Below are 20,609 nucleotides of genomic sequence, written 5' to 3' on the forward strand. Positions count from 1 at the left end.
TCATTCGTTTTAAGAAGATAGAGCATTGCATCCAAGGCATCCGGGACGGGGACTTCTCATGGCGCGCCTCGCCATGAAGCGCCTCCATCGGGCGGCCGATAGTGCAACAGAGTAGAGTGTTTCCTGTGATGATCCCAAGCGTAGAGCGCCGCCCATTTGGGTGCGACATTGACGGCTTCGGTCAGGCGACGGAGCGCCCACGCGGCCGGGTCTTAGAGGGCACATCGCCGAACGAGGGCGCGATCTTTAATGCGTCACGAACGCGAGAACCGCCCGTCGGCGAGTCTCCGACCTCCTACTATTCGCGTTGACCTGTCGGCCAGAAAAATTCCCCAAAAAAACGGGCCTCGTCGAGGCGAAAGAAAATAGGGAAGCGCAGGGGTGAAGCAGCCGCTGGAACAGGGCGAGAGCGTGGCGCATGACGAGGCGGCCGCGACGGAGGCGAATATCGTTTCCGTCCTGCGCCGCCGCGCGGCGGCGCGACAGGAACGTCCCGCCTTCGTTTTTTTAGCTGACGGCGAAAACGAATCCGCGCGCATGGAGTTCGCGGAGCTCGATCTCTGCGCAAGGGCCATCGCCGCATTCCTACAGCGCGTGACCGCCGCAGGCAGGCGAGCCCTGTTGCTCTATCCGCCGGGGCTCGACTACATCAAAGGCTTCATGGGCTGCCTCTACGCTGGCGTGGCGGCGACGCCCGCCTATCCGCCGACGCGCCGTCATGCGGATCGGCTGCGCGCCGTCATCGCGGATTCTAGCCCGGACGTCGTGATGACGACGACGTCGCTCGCAGCGCAGCTCGCCGGCCTCGCTGAGGACGCGTGGGGGCGACCGGACATCATCTGGCTGACGACCGACGACTTGACGAGCGACGCTGCGGCCGAGTGGAGCGAGCCGCAGATCTCCGGCGATGCGCTCGCCTTCCTCCAATATACGTCGGGATCGACGGGCCGTCCGAAGGGCGTGATGGTCACACATGGCGCGCTCATCGCCAACGAGGCGGCCATAAGCCGCGCATTTGGTCACGACGCCGAATCGACGGTGGTCGGGTGGCTGCCGCTCTACCATGACATGGGGCTGATCGGGAACGTCCTCCAACCGCTTTATGTCGGCGCCACATCTGTGTTGATGCCGCCGCTCGCCTTTCTCGAGAGGCCGGCGCGTTGGCTGCAAGCGATCTCGACCTATGGGGCGAAAACCAGCGGCGGCCCGAATTTCGGCTATGAGCTTTGCGTTCGCAAGATTTCCGCCGATGAGCGGCGCGATCTCGATCTGAACGGCTGGCGGCTTGCCTTTAATGGATCCGAGCCGGTGCGGGCCGCGACTTTGGATCGCTTCGCCGCCGAATTTGCCGAGAACGGCTTCCGCCGCGAGGCCTTTTTCCCTTGCTATGGCCTCGCCGAATCGACCCTTTTCGTCACTGGCCCAAGCATCGGCGAAGGGCCGGCGACGCGGCGCTTCGACCGCAACGCGTGCGGCGGAATCGACGCCACGGAAGCCGCCTTTCCCGACGCGCACACGGATCTGGTCGGCTGTGGGCGTGCCGCCGCTGGACATGCGCTGCGCATCGTCGACCCCGCCGAGCGGAGGATATGCGAGGACGGCCGCATCGGCGAAATCTGGGTCTCCGGTCCGAGCGTCGCCGCAGGCTATTGGGGCAAGCCGGACGAGTCGGCGCGCCTGTTTCGCGCCGCCCTTTGCGATGACCCTGACACGTCCTTTCTGCGCACCGGCGACCTCGGATTCCTCCTGGACGGCGAGCTCTTCATTGCGGGCCGGATCAAGGATCTCATCATCTTGCGCGGCCGCAATTTCGATCCATCCGATCTCGAGCATGTCATCGAACAAGGCGTCGCGGGGATTCAGCCGGGCGGAGTCGCCGCGTTCAGCATCGCTCGCGAGGGCGAGGAGGCGCTGGTCATCGCCGCTGAGGTCCAGCGGCATTATTTCCGCGTCAATGGCGCAGCCCCGCTTTTCGACGCGACGCGCGCGGCGATCGCGCGACATTTCGATCTCGGCATTCACGAGATTGCTCTGGTTCATCCGGGCGCCCTGCCCAAGACGACGAGCGGCAAGCTTCGGCGCGGCGCATGCCGAGAGGCCTATCTCGACGGCGCGCTGAAGCTTTTCGCCCGCAGCGGCGAGCAGGCTCCAAACGAGACAGGCGCCTACATCCCCACGCCACAAGACGGCGCCAGGGGAATCGAGCATTTCCTGCGCGGCGAGATCGCCCGCCTGCTGCGACGCCCGATCCTGGAGATCGATCCAACGAAATCGCTTGCCGAGCTCGGCCTCGACTCGCTGCAAACCGTCGCTCTCAAACATACGCTCGACGCCGCTTTCGACATCGACCTGCCGCTGGCCCTGTTGCTTTCCGACGCGCCCACCGCGGGGCTTGCGGCGTCGATCGTCAATCTGCCGTCCCGTTCTCCCGCCTCGACGGGGACAAACACCGTCGGCGCCGAAGCAACACGCCTGACTGCAGCGCAGCGGGCGATCGCACGGGTGCATCGTCTCGACGAGTCCGGCCTCTCACACAATCTGCATCTGGCGATCGAGCTGACCGGCGGCCTCGACATCGAACGGTTCGAAGCGGCCCTCATCCTGCTCTGCGCGCGTCATGAGCAGTTGCGGACGTTGTTCTCCATCAAGGACGACATCGCCGAACCCGTCGCCGCGCGCGCCGAAGCGCCGCGCGCGATGCTGACGACCATAGACGCACAGGGATGGACCGATTCCGAATTGCAGGCGGAGCTCGGAAAGGAAGCAAGGCGGCCTTTCGACCTCGCGACCGAGCCGCCGCTGCGCGCTTTGCTCTATCGTCTGCGTCCCGGCCGAAACGTGCTGTTCCTCGGCGCGCATCATATCGCGATTGACTTTTGGTCGCTGCTCCTCGTCCTCCGCGAGTTAAGCACGGCTTATGCGGCGCTCGGATCTGGCGAAACGCCGGCGCTCCCGCCGGCACCGAGCCATGCCGAATTCGTCGCGCGCGAAGACGCCTATTTAGCCAGCCCCGAGGCCGCGCGCGGTCTCGCCTATTGGCGCCGGGCTCTCGCCGAGACCCCGCCGCCGCTCCCGCTGCCGACAGATTTCCCGCGGCCTGCCGCGCCAGACCATCGCGGTGCGTCGAAAGCCCTACGGCTCGATCGCGATGTCGCGACCAGTTTACGCGTCTTGGCCGCGCGGGAAAAGACAAGCCTCTTCACGCTCCTGCTCGCGGTTTGGCAAGTCCTGCTGCACCGCTATACGGGGCGGCGGGACATTATCGTCGGAAGTCCGAGCAGCGGCCGTCTACAAGGACGCTTCGCCGGCCTCGTCGCCAACTGCGTGAATCCAATCGCCTTGCGCGGCGACGTCGATCCGCGCCTGCCTTTTCTCGATTTCATGCGGCGGCTTCGGGAAACGGCGCAGGAAGCGCTCGTCCATCAAGAATTTCCTTTCTCTCTGCTCGTTGAAGAGCTGCGGCCAGAACGCTTCGGCGACCAGTGGCCGGTCTATCAGACCTGGTTCGTGCTGCAGCAGGCGACGCCAGGCTTCCCGCAAGCTTTATCCGCCTTGGCGCTCGGCGAGAGCGGCGAGCTTTTCGACCTCTGCGGCTGCGCCGCCGCGCCGCTCGCCCTGCGCGACCGGGTGGAGAATTTCGACCTTAAGCTCATGGCCGCGGAAACCGACGCCGGCCTCCTCTGCTCGTTTCAATATCGCACGGCGCTTTTCCGATCCGAGACGATCGATCGCGTGGCTGCGCATTTTGAGTCCTTGATCGTCGCCGTTCTCCGCGATCCCCAACGCCCGATTGGCGAATTGTCGATGCTCACGGCAGATGACATGCGCGAGAAGGCGCGCTGGAACGACACAAGCCGGCAATGGCCGGACGTCGGTTTTCTGCCGCAGCTGATCGAGGCGCAGGCGTCCGCCCGAGGGGACGCGCCCGCGCTTCTCTTCGGCGACGAGTCGTTGAGCTACGCCGAACTGAATCGTCGCGCGAACCGCGTCGCGCATGGCCTCATCGCGCGGGGCGTCGACGCCGACGATATTGTCGCGGTTCGCGCGAGGCGCTCCTTCGCGCTCGTCATCGGCCTTCTCGGCGTCGTCAAAGCGGGGGCCGCCTATCTCCCGCTCGACCCGGACGATCCCGTCGAGCGCCTCGCGGCGCTTTGCCGCGACGCCGCGCCGAAATGCCTGTTGCTTCATGACGAGATCGACCGCGAGCCGCCTGCGATCTCCGCTCCGACTCTACGTCTCGACGACGCAGCGAGTTCGTTCGCCGGCGAGCCGGATCACAATCCTTCCTGCGACATCGACGCCGATCAACTCGCCTATGCCATCTTCACGTCCGGCTCTACGGGGCGGCCGAAAGGCGTCGGGATTTCCCACGCCGCGCTGCGCAATCGGCTCTTGTGGATGCGAAGCCATTTCGGGATCGGCGGCGAGGACGCGATCCTGCAAAAGACCAGCTACACATTCGACGTTTCGGTGTGGGAAATCTTCTGCACGCTCCTCGTGGGCGCGCGAATGGTTCTTGCGGGACCGGACGACCACCGCGATCCGCAGCGCCTCGTCGCGCTCGTCGCGCGTCACGGCGTGACGATCCTGCATTTCGTCCCCTCCATGCTCCGGGTCTTTCTCGACGCGGCGGATCTCGGGGGCTGCGCGTCGCTGCGCCATGTCGTCTGCAGCGGTGAAGCGCTGACCGGCGATCTCGTCCGCCGGTTCAAGGAGGCGTCGCCGGCCAAGCTGCATAATCTCTACGGACCGACCGAAGCGGCGATCGACGTGAGCGCCGCGGAATGCGACGACCCGGAGGATGTATCGATCGGCTGGCCGATCGCCAACACGAGCCTCTACATTCTCGCCGCAGGGCTTCAACCGGTTCCGATCGGTGCAACGGGAGAGCTCTGCATTGGCGGCGCGCAAGTCGCGCGCGGCTATGTCGAGCGCCCGGATCTCACCGCCGCAGCCTTCATCCCGGACCCGTTCGGTCCGCCCGGCGCTCGTCTCTACCGCAGCGGCGACCTCGTCCGCAGGCGACCGGACGGATCGATCGCCTATATCGGGCGCATCGATCACCAATTGAAAATCCGCGGCTTTCGAATCGAACCCGGCGAAATCGAGGCTTGCCTGCTGCGACATCCCGACGTCACCGGAGCCGCGGTCCTGGCGCTCGAGGGCGAGCCCGGGGAGCGGCGCCTCGCCGCCTGGCTGCAAGGCAAATTCGACGACGGTCGCGAGGCCGAAAAGGTGGAGAGCCTGCGCGCGCATCTCCGGCAGTCCCTGCCCGACTATATGATTCCCGCGGGTTTCGTCTTTCTTTCGTCCCTGCCTTTGACGGCGAGCGGCAAGCTCGATCGAAAGAGGCTTCCCGCGCCGAACTTCGCTTCCCAACTCGCATCGCAACGCGTCGAGCCCCGCACCGAGGCGGAGGCGACTCTCGCCCACATCTGGGCCGATGTGCTGCAAGTCGAGCACGTCGGCGTCGAGGATAATTTCTTCGCGCTCGGCGGGGATTCGATCCGCGGCATCGTCATGGCCAGTCGGGCGGCCGAAGCCGGCTTGCGGCTCAGCCCCGCCGCTCTATTCCGCGCCCCGACCATCGCTGAGCTCGCGCGGCTCGCCCAGCCGATAGAGTCCGCCGCGCGCGTCATTCCGACGGAAGCGCCTCGCCCGCATGGGCGACGCGATCGGCTGCGTCCCCAGGATTTCCCGCTCGCGAGCTTGAGCCAGGACGAGCTCGACGCCCTGCCGATCGACCCGGACAGCGTCGAAGACATTTATCCGCTCGCACCAATGCAGGAAGGCATTCTTTTTCACAGCCTCTCCCATCGCGGAACCGGCGTCTATGTGATGCAGGACCGTTATGCGATCTCCGGCCGGATCGATCAGGACGCCTTCGCCCGAGCCTGGCGAAAACTCGTGGAGGATCATGCGATCCTGCGCACCTCCTTTTTGTGGGATTGCGCGACGCGGCCGCATCAGCTCGTCCATCGCGCGCCCTCTCTCTGCGTCGAGAGTTTCGATTGGCCGGAGCTTCCGCCACACGAAAAAGAGGCGCGGCTCGACGCCATGCTCGCCGCCGAACGCGAAGCCGGGTTCGATCTCGCCCGCGCGCCGCTCATGCGCATTCGCCTTCTGCGGCTCGACGAAGAACGCCATCTCTGCGTGCGCAGCTTTCATCACATCATCATGGACGAGTGGTGCACATCGCCGCTGCTTTTGCAATTTCGCGATTATTACGCCGCCTTCGCGCGCGGATCGCAGGCGCCGAGTCCGCGCGCACCGGGACAGTTTCGCGACTATCTGGCCTATCTGCAGCGTCAGGATTCCACCGCGGCCGAACGGTTCTGGCGCCGCGAGCTCGAAGGCTTCGCGGAGCCGACGCCTCTCGTGGTCGACAAGGCCTCGGCCGCGTCGGAAAAAGCGCTTGGCGCGGTTACGGACGTCGCCGCCGAGCTATCGCTCGCAGATACGCAAAAGCTCGCCGAGCTGGCGCGGGGGCGCCGCCTCACCGTCAACACCTTCGTCCAAGGCGCGCTGGCTTTATTGCTCGCCCGCTATTCCGGGCGCGCCGACGTGTTGTTCGGCGTCACCGTCGCCGGCCGACCCGCGACCTTGCCCGGCGTCGAAACGACGATCGGCCTCTTCATCAACGGCCTGCCTTTGCGCGTGCGCATTCGGCCGGAGCAAACCGTCGCCGATTGGCTCAGCGAGCTGCTCGAACGCAACATCGAGATGCGCAGCCATGAACATGTCTCACTGGTCGACATTCAAAGATGGAGCGGGATTTCGCGCGCCGACGGCGAGCTGTTCCAGCATTTGCTGACCTTCGAGAACGCGCCAGTCGATCCCTCTTTGCTGGAGCGGCGGGACGGCTTGGAGATGCAGCTCGCCGCCAATCGAGTCCACACCAATTATCCGCTGACTTTTGTGGCGATCCCCGACCGGGGCCTGAAGCTTCGGCTGACCTATCAGCAGGAGCGTTTCGATTCCGCGGCCATGACGCGCATGGTTGGGCATTGGAAGACGCTGATCGAAGGCCTGCTGCGAGGCATTGACGATCGTGTCGAAAGCGTCTCGCTCCTGAGCGAGGCCGACCGGCGCATGTTTGCTGCTTGGAACGAGACAGGCGCCAGCGATCCGGACGCCCCCGATCTCGTCGCCCGTTTCGAAGCCCAAGCCGCGCAGGCACCAGAGAAAATGGCGATCGCCTGTTGCGGAGACTCGCTCGCCTACGCCGAGTTGAACGCGCACGCGAATCGCGTCGCACGCGGCCTTGCGGGGTCGGGCATAGGCTCCGACGACGTCGTCGCCCTGCTCGCCGACCGGGGCGTCGAATTTCTCGTCATGATGCTCGCGATCTTCAAGGCGGGCGGCGCCTATTTGCCGCTCGATCCGGCCCATCCCGACGGGCGCATAGTCCAGGTCCTCGCCGAAAGCCACGCGAGCCGCCTGCTGCATGGCGAGGCGCAGGGCCGCCGCGCGGAAGGCCTTTGCCTCGAATTAGGCGACGCGGCGCCGGTTCGCATCGGCCTCAAGGAAGCCGAGGCCAAGGGCGCCCATGCCCCCGCTCCCACGCCGGCGCGCGACGGCAAAAATCTCGCGGTCGTCATCGCCACCTCGGGCTCGACGGGGACGCCGAAGCTCGCGATGGTCGAGCAGGCCGGCATGGTCAACAATCTTCTCACCAAGGTCCCGGCGCTGGAGCTGGCCGAGTCGGACGTCATCGCCCAGACCGCGTCGCAATGTTTTGACATTTCGGTCTGGCAATTTCTGACCGCGATCGCGATCGGCGCCCGCGTCGAGGTCTTTCCCGACGAGATCTCGCGCGATCCGCGCCGGCTCCTGCACGCCGTCGCCGAGACCGGCGTCACCATCCTCGAAACCGTTCCCTCGATGATCCGCGCGCTGCTCGACGCCGCCGACGAGGACGGCGCGACCTTGCCGGCTCTGCGCTGGCTGATCCCTTCCGGCGAGGCGTTTCCGCCGGACCTCTGCCGCCGCTGGATGCGGCGCTTTCCGACCGTGCGGCTGCTCAACGCCTATGGGCCGGCCGAATGTTCCGACGACGTCACCTATCACGAGATCGACTTTCCCGACGCGGCTGACGCGACCGTGTCCATCGGCCGTCCGACAGCGCGGACCCGCATTCACATCGTCGACCGCTGGCTCGACCACGCGCCCATCGGCGCGCCGGGCGAGATATGCGTGGCCGGCGTCCAGGTCGGCCGGGGCTACCTCAACCGTCCGGACCTGACCGCCGCGGCCTTTATCCCGGATCCTTTCGGCGGGCCCGGCGAAAGACTTTATCGGACCGGCGATCTCGGCCGCTTCAGACCCGATGGGCTGATCGAATTTCTCGGGCGCATGGATCATCAGATCAAGATTCGCGGCAATCGCGTCGAGCCGGGCGAAGTCGAGGCTTGCCTCCTCTCCTGTCCCGGAATTGGCGAGGCGGCGGTCGTCGCCCGCAAGACGGCGTCCAGAGCCATGGCGCTCGTCGCCTATGTCGTCGGCGCGCCGCGCGCCTTGGAGCCGCTCCGGGCGCATATTCGCGCAAGACTGCCCGATTACATGACGCCGCAGGCCTTCGTCTTTCTCGACGCGCTGCCGCTTTCTCCCAACGGAAAGATCGATCGTAGCCGCCTGCCGGACCCGCCTCCGGCCGCTTTCACGAAGGAAGGCGGCGGCGCGCCGCGCACCCCGATCGAGGAGATTCTCGCCGGGATCTGGGCCGAAATCCTGAATGTCGAACGACCGGGGGTCGAGGATAATTTCTTCGATCTCGGCGGCCATTCGTTGCTCGCCACGCAGGTCGCCTCGCGCATTCGCCAGGCCTTCGTGATCGAGCTGCCTCTGCGCAGCATTTTCGAGCATCCGACCATCGCCCGTCTCGCCGCCGTCCTCGACAAAACCGCCGCGGAATCGGCGGCTCCCCCGCTCCTGCCCGCCCCGCGCGAGGCGGATGCGCCGCTCTCCTTCGCGCAGCAGCGGCTCTGGTACATGGACCGGCTCGATCCGGGCAACGCCTTCTATAATTTCGTCGCCGCGATCCGGATCAAAGGCCCGCTCGACGCGGCGGCGCTGGAAGCGGCGCTCGCGGATCTCGTCGCGCGCCATGAGGCGCTCCGCACCGGCTTCGCGGCGGGCGAGGGCGATCCCGCGCAATTCATCCTGCCCGCGCTGGAGGTTCCGCTCGCGCGCGTCGATCTGAGCGAGACGCCTTCCGCCGAGCGCGAGGGCGCGTTGAGGCAGGCGCTCGAAAAGGCCGCGCGGGAATCTTTCGACATCGCGCGGCCGCCCCTGCTCCGCGCCGCGCTCTATGGGCTCGACCCCGGCGGCGCCGACCATGCGCTCTTGCTGGTTTTTCACCACATCATTTTCGACGGATGGTCCTTCGCGATCTTCGTCAAGGAGCTCGCCGCGTTCTATCGATCCCGGCGCGGCGGCGCGGATGCGGGCCTCGCGCCGCTTTGCGTTCAATATCCAGATTTCGCCGCATGGCAGCGCGACTGGCTGCGCGGACCCGAGCTCGAACGCCGGCTCGCCTGGTGGAAAGCCCATCTCGCCGGCGCGCCGGCCCTGCTCGAACTGCCCGCCGATCGACCGCGCGCGCCCCAAACGCCCGCGGCGGGCGGGCGCCATGGCTTCGAGATCTCGCCGGAGCTGACGCGAAAGATCGCCGATTTATGTCGGCGCCAGGGGGCTACTCTCTTCATGGCCCTGCTCGCCGTCTTCAAGCTGATGCTGCATGTCCTCGCCCGGCGCGACGACATCGTGGTCGGCGTCGACATCGCCGGGCGCCGGATGGCCGCGACCGAAGGGCTGATCGGATTTTTCGTCAATCTTCTGGCCTTGCGGACCGATCTCGGCGGCAATCCGAAATTCGCCGATCTGCTGGTCAGGCTGCGCGAGACGACCTTGAACGGCTTCGCCCAACAGGACGCGCCCTTCGACAAAGTCGTCGAGGCGGTGCGGCCGCCGCGCGCGCTCGGGCATGCGCCGATCTTCCAGGTCAAATTCGTCCTCCACAACATTCCCTTCCCGGACGTGCGGATGGACGGGCTCGCCTTCAGCCCGATCGAGATCGAAACGGGGCGCACGGAGCTCGATCTCGTTCTCCATGTCTTCCAGGAAGCCGGCGGGGAAATGGGAGAAAGAGAAGGCGCGAGGCTTCGCGCCGCCTTCGAATATCGCACGGATCTCTTCAACCCTGAGACGGTCGCGCGCTTCGCCGACTATTTCGTGAGGCTGCTCGAGAAGGCGACCGCCGACCCGGGCGCTCGCCTCGACGCGCTCGCCGCCGGCGTGACCGAGGTCGACCGCGAGCATCGCGGCAGACGGATCAAATCCGACGAAGGTCCTCTCAGCGGTCCCGCGGCTGGCCGCGGGCGGCGGATCGCAAAACCCGTCGCCGCTGTGCAGCCGCTGGCGGACATGAACATCATCAGCGGAGGCGAGGTCGAGCCATGAACGTCAGCAGGACCGCTCCGATCGTCGGCGCGGCGCGCCGTCGCGGGGCGCCTCTTTCGGGGAGCGACCTCGTCGCCGAGGGGACCTTGCCCGGCTGCGGCGGCCTTCCCCTCTTGCTGGAGCCGAAAGCCGAGGGCGTTCGGCTGTCGGCCTGGGCCAAGGGCCGCCGCGCCCAGATCGAGGCGCTCGTCGCAAGGCATGGAGCCGTGTTGCTACGCGGATTCGCGCTCGACTCTGTCGCCGAATTCGAGGCCTGCGTCGACGAGCTCTGCGGCGGCGCGCTCGAATATCGCTTTCGCGCCTCGCCCCGCACCGAGATCGGCCGCCACGTCTACACCGCCACCGATTATCCGGCCGAACAATCGATCTTTCCGCATAACGAGCATTCCTATTCGCCCGTCTGCCCGCTTTATCTCGCCTTCTTCAGCGAAAGCCCCGCCCCGGAAGGCGGCGAGACCCCGCTCGGCGACAATCGGGAGGTGACGCGCCGCATCGACCCCGCGATCAAGGAGCGCTTCCGCGAGAAGGGCGTGCTCTATGTGCGCAATTACGAGGCGGGCGTCGGCGGCGCGGGTTTCGGCCTGCCCTGGCCGATCGTCTTCCAGGCCGACGACAAAGGCGCCGTCGAGCGCTTTTGCGATGGGATCGGCGTCGAATGGACCTGGAAGAGCCATGACCGCCTCTGCACGCGCCAGGTCGGCCCGGCCCTCATCCGCCATCCGCGCACGGGCGAGGAGATCTGGTTCAATCACGCTACCTTCTTCCATGTGACGACGCTGCCGCAGGCGCTGCGCGACGCTTTGCTCGCGGAATTCGACGAAAACGATCTTCCGACCCAGACCTTTTATGGGGACGGCGCGCCGATCGAGCCGGAGACATTGGAGCATTTGCGCGCGGTCTATCGCGACGCGCTGGTCGCATTCCCCTGGAAGCAAAAAGACGTGCTGATCCTCGACAATATTCTTACGGTCCACGCGCGCAATCCCTATCGGGGCCCGCGCCGCGTCTTGGTCGCCATGGCCCAAACCTTCAAGCCGCGCGATTTCGCGGCCCACGCCGGAGCCACGCCATGACCGCCGCCATGGACCGGATGGGCTTCAGCATCTCACGCCAGCAGGAAAAGCTCTGGCGTTCTCGAGCCGCGTTGAACGGCGCGCTTGCGCCGATCCGGGCGCGCGTTCTGATCGACGGCCCCTTCGACGCTGACCGCATGGGGCGGGCCATCGCGGGCTTGGCGTCGCGCCATGAAATCTTGCGGACAGGATTCGAGACGCTGCCGGACATGGCGCTGCCGGTTCAAGTCATCGGCGACGAGGATCCAGCGGCCATGTCATGGCCCGGATGGTCAAAGAACGCGGCTTTCGCGGCGGAAATCATCTCTCTCGCGCCCGAGTCGCATGTCCTCGAGCTTCGGCTTTCGCCGCTCTGCGCCGACGCCGTCAGCGTCGCGACGCTCTTTCGAGAACTCGCGGCGCTCTATCGAGACGGCCCGGACACTCTCGCAGACGAGCCGCTGCAATATGCCGATTACGCCGCCTGGCAACGCGAGCTTCTCGCCGCAGACGAAGGCGAAGGCCGGCGCTATTGGTTCGGCCAGGACGCCGCGAACGCACCGGCCCTGCGGCTCCCGCTGGAAGCCGAGAGCGAGGAACGCCTCGAACCAAATCCCGGCCGTAGGGCATGCCTCACCATCCCCCTTCCTCCAGAGACGGCGGCGGCGTTGCGGGCGTTTTCAGCTTGCGGCGCGACGAGCGCGGAATCCGCCTTGCTCGCCGCCTGGTCGATCCTTCTGCGCCGGCATCTCGGCGCGGAGGTCTTCACCCTGGGCTTTCTTTGCGACGCCCGCACCGCTGAAATCGCCTCCGCCGTCGGGCCTTATGCCCATTTCCTGCCTTTTCCGATCGCGCTCGGCGCGGGCCAGACATTCGGCGAGCTTGCGGCGCGGCTCGAGGCGGATCTCGCGCTCCATCGGGAATGGCGGGAATATGCCCCCGATACGGCGCGCGGCCTAGATTTCGGCTTCGGCTGCCGCGAGGCGCCGCCGGCCTCGTTGCGCGCCGGTTCAATTGCGCTGTCGCTCGAAGCCGAAGACGCGCCGGCGGAGCCCTGTCGCCTGCATCTTCAAAGCCTGATCGGAACAAGCGAAGTCTCGCTCGCGCTTCACTATGATTCGAGCCGCCTCGGCGCCGAGGCGGCGGCCTGCATGATCAAGCAGCTTCTCGCGCTGTTGGCCGACGCCCTGCCCGCACCGGACAAGGCTTGGGAGCGACTGTCGCTCGTCGGCCCCTCCGAGCGGCTCTGGCTCGCCGCGCGCAATGGCGGGCCGCCGCGCCAGCCGCCCGTGGCCGGACTCCATCAGCTTCTTGACGAACCGACGCGGCGCGCGCCCGAAGCGGTGGCCCTTTGTCACGCCGGCGCCGAGATCACCTATTACGCGCTCGACCGACGCGCGACGGCGCTCGCCGGCGCCCTGATCGAAGCCGGGCTCGCGGCCGAGGATCGCGTCGGACTGCTCATGCGCAATCCGCTGCGCATGGTCGAAGCCGTTTTCGCCGTGCTGAAGGCCGGCGGCGCCTATGTTCCGCTCGATCCCGCCCATCCCGCCGAACGGACGACCGCGATCCTCGCCGACGCCGACGCCCGTTTCCTTGTGACCGAGGCGAAACTCGCCGACGCGCGGGCCGGCTTCAACGGAATCGTGCTTCTTCATGAAGATCAGGATGCTTCCCCGCGCGACGCCTCGGCGAGCCGGCCTTCCCTGCCGGCGATAGATCCCGATCAACTCGCCTATCTCATCTACACGTCCGGCTCTACGGGACGCCCGAAAGGCGTCGCCGTCAGCCATGCGGCCGCGCTGCGCTCGACCCTCGCGCGCCATGCCCTCTATCCCGAGCAGGTCGCGGGATTCCTGCTTCTCTCCTCCTTCAGCTTCGACAGTTCCGTCGCCGGCCTGTTCTGGACGCTGAGCCAGGGGGGGCGCCTCTGCCTGCCGCAGGAGGAAGAGCGGAGGAACCCGGCCGCGCTCGCGACGCTGATCGAGCGCCATTCGCTGTCCCATGTGCTTTGCCTGCCCTCGCTCTGGGCAGTCCTGCTCGAGCAGGACCCTGGCAAGTTGCGCTCGCTTCGAGCGGCGATCGTCGCCGGCGAGGCTTGCTCCCCGCGCCTCGGCGCCCTGCACGCCCGGCTGGCGCCGGGCGCGAAGCTCTACAATGAATATGGGCCGACGGAAGGCGCGGTCTGGAGCACGGTTCACGAGGTCGGCGCCGAGCCCGACGCGATTCGCGTCCCGATCGGCAGGCCCATCGAAGGCGTGCGAATCCACATTCTCGACGCCGCCGGCGTCGAGGCTCCGCGTGGAATCGCCGGCGAGATCCATATCGGCGGCGGCGGGGTCGCGCGCGGGTATTTCCGACAACCGAGCCTCACCGCCGCAAGCTTCACGCCCGATCCGTTCGGCGGGGCCGGTGCCAGACTTTATCGCAGCGGCGACGTCGGACGTTGGCGCCTCGACGGCGCGATCGATTTCCTTGGACGCAGCGACGACCAGATCAAGATTCGCGGCCATCGCATCGAGCTCGGCGAAATCGAAGCGAGGCTCCGGCTTCTCCCCGCAGTTCGCGATTGCGCCGTTCTCGCGCTCGAGGATGAGGCCGGCGAAAAGCGCCTCGCAGCCTATTTGGACCTGACCGCAAGCGACGATCAGGAGGCATCTGACGCGCGCGAAAGACGAATCGCCGGGACCGCCGACGCGCTCAAATCCGCGTTGCCGGATTATATGATCCCTGCCGACTGGATCGTCCTGGCCGAACTGCCGCGCAACGCCAACGGCAAGGTCGATCGCGCCCGCCTGCCCGCCCCGGATCGGGCGGGGACGCGCCGCGCCTATGTCGCCCCACGCGGCCCCATAGAGACGGCGCTCGCGGAAATCTGGCAAGAGCTGCTGTCAGTCGCGCCGATTGGCGTCGATGATAATTTCTTCGAGCTCGGCGGCGATTCCATCCTGAGCATACAGATGGTCGGGCGCGCCCGACGGCGCGGCGTCATCGTCACCGCGCGGCAAATGATCGAGCATCAGACAATCGCCCGGCTCGCGGCCGTGGCGGCGCGCGCGCCCGACGTCGGCGCCCCGGAGATTTCGCCTTCCAACGACCGCCCGCGCGACGTCCCACTCACCCCCATCCAGCGCTGGTTCTTCGAGCTCAATTACGAAAAGCCCGAGCTTTGGACCCATGCGCTTCTTCTCGACCTGCGCAAGCCGCTGCCGGCGGGAACGCTCGAAGCCGCCGCCGCCCTGTTGCTTCGCCGCCACGAGTCCTTGCGCAGCCGTTTTGACCGCGCGGCCGGCGCCTGGCGCCAGACGATCCTGCCGGACGCGGGCGAAAGCGGCATGACGCGGATCGCCCTGCCCGCTCTCGCGGAGACGGAGCGGCGCGCGGAAATCGAGCGCCTTTCGGCGGAGTTCATGCCGCTCGACCTCGGCGGCGGGTCGATGCTTCGACTCGTCCATTTCGAGGGCGAAGCGGGAACGCCCGGACAAATTCTCGTCGTCCTGCATCATCTCGTCGCCGACGGACTCTCGTGGCGGCTGATCGTCGAGGATCTCGATCAGGCCTGCCGCGACATTCTCGCGGGCTCGCCCACCCCGGACCCCGCGCCCGGCGCGCGCTTTTCCGATTGGTCGAACTTGCTACAGGGAGAGGCTCAGAAACAGGGGCTCGCCGAAGAGGCGCAATGGTGCGGCGAGCAAATCCGGCGTGCGCCGTCGCTGCGGCCGGACGATCCCCAAGGCGACCGGCGCGAGGCGTCGAGCGCAAGCCTCGTCCTGTCTTTCGATGCGGATGAAACCGAAACCTTGCTTCGCCGCGCCGCGCCCTCCCGGCGCGCCAGCGTCGAGGATTTCTTGCTCACGGCCCTGGCGCTGAGCCTCGCCCGCCGCGAGGGGGCGGAAGGCGACGGAGAAAAGGCCGTCCTGATCGATCTCGACCGCCACGGCCGCGAGAGCGGCGACGCCGAGCTCGATCTGTCCCGCGCGGTCGGCTGGTTCACCAGCGTCGCGCCCCATCTCCTGACGGTCGATCCCGCGGCGCTTCCCGTCGCGAATTTGGCGCGCGTCAAGGAGCAGATCCGACGCGTCCCGCGCCGCGGCCTCGGCTACGGGATCGCGCGCTATCTCGCCCCCGAGGCGATCCGCGCCGCCCTGCCCGGAAAATCCGACGGGATCATCTTCAATTATATGGGCCAGCTCGATCCATCCTTCGGATCGGACTCGCTCTTCGCCCTGGCGGACGGGATAATCAGAAGCGGCTCCAACCCGGAATGGGAGAGGCCCTATGAGCTCGCCGTCAACGCCGACGTCGTCTCGGGGCGGCTCCGCGTGGCATGGGATTATGGCGCGAAGCGCTGGCGCCATGAGACGATCGAAGCTCTGGCGAAGGATTTTCAGGACAGCTTGCGCAGCCTCGTCTCGGCTTGCGTCGCTTCCGGGGCGGGAGGCTACGCCCCCTCGGATTTCCCATTGGCGCGGCTCGATCAGAATCAGCTCAAACTCCTCCTCGGGGAATCGAAGGAGATCGCGGATGTCTATCCGCTGACGCCGCTGCAAGAGGGTATGCTGTTCCACAGCCTCTATGCGCCGCGCTCCGGCGTCTATGTCGAGCATTTGAGCTGCGTGCTGAAGGGCTCGCTCGACCCGCCGGCGTTCGAGGCGGCCTGGGGCCAGGTCATGCGCGAATTCGCCATCCTGCGCACAGGCTTCGCCTGGGACGGGCTCGATGCGCCCTTGCAACTGGTCCACGAGGCGGTCGCGCCGCCCCTCGTCGCGCATGACTGGCGGTCATCGCCGCACGAAGAACAGGAACGGCTCTGGGCCGAGCTTCTGGAGGAAGACTGGCGGCAGGGCTTCGACTTCGCGACCGCGCCGCTGATGCGTCTTGCATTGGCCCGGACCGGCGACAATTCGTGGAATTTCCTCTGGAGCCACCATCATATCCTGCTCGACGGCTGGAGCGCTCCACTCGTGTTGCGTAGGGCCTTCGACTGCTACCGCGCGCGCGTCTCCGGCGAGCGGCCCTCCCAGGCGCCGCGGGCTTTGTTTCGCGACTACATCGCGCATCTGCGCGGTCGAGATCCCACCGCGTCCGAGCGCTTTTTTCGAAGCTATCTCGCGGGCTTCAAGGGGTCCGCGCCGCCGCGCGACGAAGCGGCGACCGCGCCGGGCGCCGCGACTGAAAGCAAAGAATTCGCGCATTTCGAGAAAATCCTCACCCTGGACGAAGCGGCGACCGCGGCCCTGGAGGCGGCCGCGCGCGATCTAAAGGTGACCCTCAACACGATCTTGCAGGGAGCGCTCGCCGTCCTGTTGGCGCGCCTGAGCCGGCGCCGCGAGGCGCTCTTTGGGATCTCCGTCTCCGGGCGCCCCGCCGAACTTCCCGGAATCGAGGAGATGGTCGGTCTCTTCATCAACGCGCTTCCCTTGCGCGTCGCCCTGCCGCCCGAGGCTTCGATCGGAGACTGGCTGCGTGGGCTTCTGGCGCTCAACGCGGAGCTGCGCCAGCACGAGTCGACGCCGCTGGTCGACATCCAGGGCTGGAGCGAGACGGCGCGCGGCCAGCCCCTGTTCGACGTTCTCTTCGCCTTCGAGAACTACCCCGTCGACAAGGCGCTGAGCGAGCAGCAGGGGCCGCTCGTCGCGGAACAGATCCGCTTTAGGGAGCAGACCCATTACCCGCTGACCGTGGTCGCTTTTCCCGGACGGGAGCTCGTCGTCAAGTTCAACGCCGCCCCCTGCGCCTTCACGCCCGGCTTCATTGATTTTCTTGTTTCCGGCTTTGGAAGCGTTCTGGCGGGGATCGCAAGATCGCCTGAGGGGGTTGTCGGGAATCTGTCCTTGCTGACGCCCGCCGAGGAGCACCGGCTCATATCCGCGCAACGGGGCGAGGGCGTCTCCTTTGCGCATGCGGGCTCGCTCGCCGCGCTGTTCGAGGCTCAGGCGGCGCTGAGGCCCGAGGCCGTCGCGGTGAGCTTCGGCGACGCTTCGCTCAGCTACGGCGGCCTCAACGCGAGCGCCAACAGGCTCGCCCGCCATTTGCGCCGGCTCGGCGTCGGACCCGAGGTCCGCGTCGGCCTCCGCCTCGAGCGCTCGCCCGCGATGATCGTCGCCATCCTCGCCGTGATCAAGGCCGGCGGGGCCTATGTCCCGCTCGATCCCGCCCATCCGCAAGAGCGCCTCGCCTGGCTCGCCGAGGACGCGAGCCTCGCGCTTCTCCTGACCGAGGAGGCCCTGCGCGCGAATTGCCCCGAGCATTGGCCCGAGGCCGCCCGGGTCCCGCTGCTGCGCCTCGACCGCGACGCGGCCTTGTGGGCGGACGAGCCAGAGGACAATCTCGCCGACGCGAGCCTTCAAGACCAGCTCGCCTATGTCATCTACACCTCAGGCTCGACCGGCAAGCCCAAGGGCGTCCTCGTCAGCCAGCGCAATCTGGTCCGCCTCTTCGCCGCCACGCAGGAGTTCGGCTTCGGCCCGGACGACGTCTGGACCCTGTTCCATTCCACCGCCTTCGACTTCTCGGTCTGGGAGATGTGGGGCGCCCTGCTCCATGGCGGACGCCTGGTCGTGACGCCCTATTGGGCGAGCCGCGACCCCGAGGCTTTCTACGACCTCCTCCGCCGCGAGAAGGTCACCGTGTTGAACCAGACGCCCTCCGCCTTCCGCCAATTGCTCGCGAGCGAGGCTTTCGCCGCCGGCCGGCGCGATCTCGCCCTGCGCCTCGTCATTTTCGGCGGCGAGGCGCTGGATCCAGCCTGCCTCCTGCCCTGGCTCGCCCGTTATGGCGACGCGCGGCCCCGCCTCGTCAACATGTATGGCATCACCGAGACCACGGTGCATGTGACCCAAGCCGATCAGGATCTGGCCTTGGCCCAACAACGCCGCACGCAACAACATGCGGCGCAACAACACACGACGCAAGACCAAGCCGGCGGGCTCATCGGCCGACCCTTGCCCGATCTTTCCGCCTATCTGCTCGACGACGCCCTGCGGCCCGTCCCCCAAGGCGTCGAGGGTGAGCTCTACATCGGCGGCGCGGGCCTCGCACGGGGCTACCACAACCGCCCGGACCTCACCGCCGAGCGCTTCATTCCAGACCCCTTCGGCGGCGCCGGCGCGCGCCTCTACAAGACCGGCGACCGCGCCAGGCTGCGCGAGGACGGGCGCCTCGACTATCTCGGCCGCATCGATCTCCAGGTCAAAATCCGCGGCCATCGCGTCGAGCTCGGCGAGATCGAGGCCGCTATCAGACTATCCCCAAACGTCGAAGACGCCGTCGTCGTCCAACGGGGAGACGAGACAACGGACGGCGGCGGGACACTCGTCGCCTTTGTCGTGCCAAAGGCCGCGCAAGAGTTGGACGACTCGCTTGGCGCCGAGGAACAGATCACCCAATGGCGCTCGGTCTTCGACGCCGCCTATTCCCCGTCGGCGCCCAAAGGCGACCCGCGCTTCGACATTTCCGGTTGGGTCAGCTCCTACACCGGGCAGCCCGCGCCAGCGGCCGAGATGCGGGAATGGGTCGAGCGCTCCGTGGAGCGCGTTCGCGCTCTCGGCCCGCGCCGGGCATTCGAGATCGGCTGCGGGACCGGCTTGCTCCTGCTCCGGCTCGCGCCGCATTGCGAGCATTATGTCGGCGCCGATTTCTCCGCCGCCGCACTGCGTTCCCTGCAATCCGCCATGGGCGACGACAAGAGCTTCGCCCATGTTCGCCTGCTTGAGCGCTTTGCCGATGATTTCTCTGGCCTCGAGGCAGGAGACTTCGACACGGTGGTGCTGAACTCCATCGTCCAATATTTCCCGAGCCTCGATTACCTGACCCGCGTGCTGAAAGGCGCCGCCGCGCTGCTCGCGCCGAATGGGCGCATCTTCATTGGCGACATCCGCTCATTCGCCCTGCTCCCGGCGTTCCATCTCGCCGTGGAGCTCGAGAAGGCGCCCGGGTCTCTTCCGAGCGCGGAGCTGAGGCGCCTCCTGCCCCTGCGTCTCCAGCAGGAGGAAGAGCTGGCGCTGGATCCGGGCTTCTTCACGGCCTTGCGCGATCAGCTCCCGGGCATAGGCAGGGTCGACCTGCTGCTGAAGCGAGGCGTCCATGCCAATGAGATGGCGCAGTTTCGCTATGATGCGATCCTCCGCCGCGAGGAAGAGACCGAGCCGTTCCGGGCCGACGCAGATCTCGACTGGACAAAGGAGGTCAAGGATCTTGCCGGCCTTCGGCGGATCCTCGAAGCCGATCAGGATTTAGCTTCGCTGCGGATCATGGGCGTTCCGAACCGCCGAATCGCAGGACCGGTCCATGCAGCCCGCTTGCTCGCCCGAGACGAATGCCCGGCGACCGTCGAGGGCTTGCGCCAGGCGGCCGCTGCGGCGCAATCGGCGGCAATCGATCCGGAGGCGATCTGGGCTCTGGGGGAGGAACTCGGCTATGAGGTCGCCATCCATCCCGGCGTCGAGACGGCGGAGGGCGTCTTCGACGTCACTTGCCGCCGCCGTGCAGGCGGGCGCGACGGCCAATTAACCTCCCCCACGATCCCCGCGCGCGCATTCGGCCCCGCCATGCGGCGTTACGCCAATGATCCGGCGCAGGGCCGCCGCATGCGCCGATTGGGGCCGAGGCTGCGCGAATTTCTGGGCCGCAGCCTGCCGGACTATATGATTCCCGGATTTTTCATGGCGCTCCCGGCCTTGCCTCTCACCGCGAACGGCAAGGTCGACCGCGCCGCCCTGCCGGCGCTCGAGCTTCGCGACGACGCCGCGCAGGGCTATGTCGCGCCCGAAACGCCTACCCAAAAAATCCTGATCGAGATCTGGACCGAGGTGCTCGGCGTCGCGCGGATCGGCATTCACGACAATTTCTTCGAGCTCGGCGGCCATTCCTTGCTCGCGACTCAAATCCTGTCGCGCCTGCGCAAGACCTTCCGCGTCGATCTTCCCTTGCGCAGCCTTTTCGAAGCCCCGACCCCGAGTCAATTCGCGGAAATTCTCGAAGCCAAGCTGATCGAGGCGCTTGATCAGCTTTCCGAGGAGGAGGCCGAGAGCCTGCTGCGACAAATGGCGCCGGCTGAAGCTACGGGCCTCCCCCGCGCGGCCAATGGCTGACCCG

General features: G+C 66.9%; 3 protein-coding genes. All 3 read left to right on the forward strand.

Going from position 1 to position 20,609, the window contains the following annotated elements; all coding sequences use genetic code 11:
• Positions 1–381 precede the first annotated feature (381 nt).
• Genes METAC_RS23930 through METAC_RS0115625 form a run of 3 tightly spaced genes read left to right on the forward strand, consistent with a single transcriptional unit; the run spans position 382 to position 20,605 of the window.
• Positions 382–10,461, forward strand: coding sequence for a non-ribosomal peptide synthetase (locus METAC_RS23930; protein ID WP_026607770.1), 10,080 nt, complete (start codon positions 382–384; stop codon positions 10,459–10,461).
• Entirely contained in the window at positions 10,458–11,534 is a 1,077-nt protein-coding gene (locus METAC_RS23935) for a TauD/TfdA family dioxygenase (RefSeq protein WP_051335615.1), read from the forward strand. The genes METAC_RS23930 and METAC_RS23935 overlap by 4 nt, the downstream gene beginning before the upstream one ends.
• Positions 11,531–20,605: a non-ribosomal peptide synthetase gene (locus METAC_RS0115625; RefSeq protein WP_026607771.1), complete on the forward strand. Its 9,075-nt coding sequence runs from the start codon at positions 11,531–11,533 to the stop codon at positions 20,603–20,605. Before METAC_RS23935 ends, METAC_RS0115625 begins: the two co-directional genes overlap by 4 nt.
• Positions 20,606–20,609 lie beyond the last annotated feature (4 nt).

It is taken from the genome of Methylocapsa acidiphila B2 (assembly GCF_000427445.1).
Classification (GTDB): domain Bacteria; phylum Pseudomonadota; class Alphaproteobacteria; order Rhizobiales; family Beijerinckiaceae; genus Methylocapsa; species Methylocapsa acidiphila.

Coding starts and splice junctions, on each gene's coding strand:
- METAC_RS23935 (WP_051335615.1), top strand. CDS start 10,458: ATGAACGTCAGCAGGACCGCTCCGATCGTCGGCGCGGCGCGCCGTCGC.
- METAC_RS0115625 (WP_026607771.1), top strand. CDS start 11,531: ATGACCGCCGCCATGGACCGGATGGGCTTCAGCATCTCACGCCAGCAG.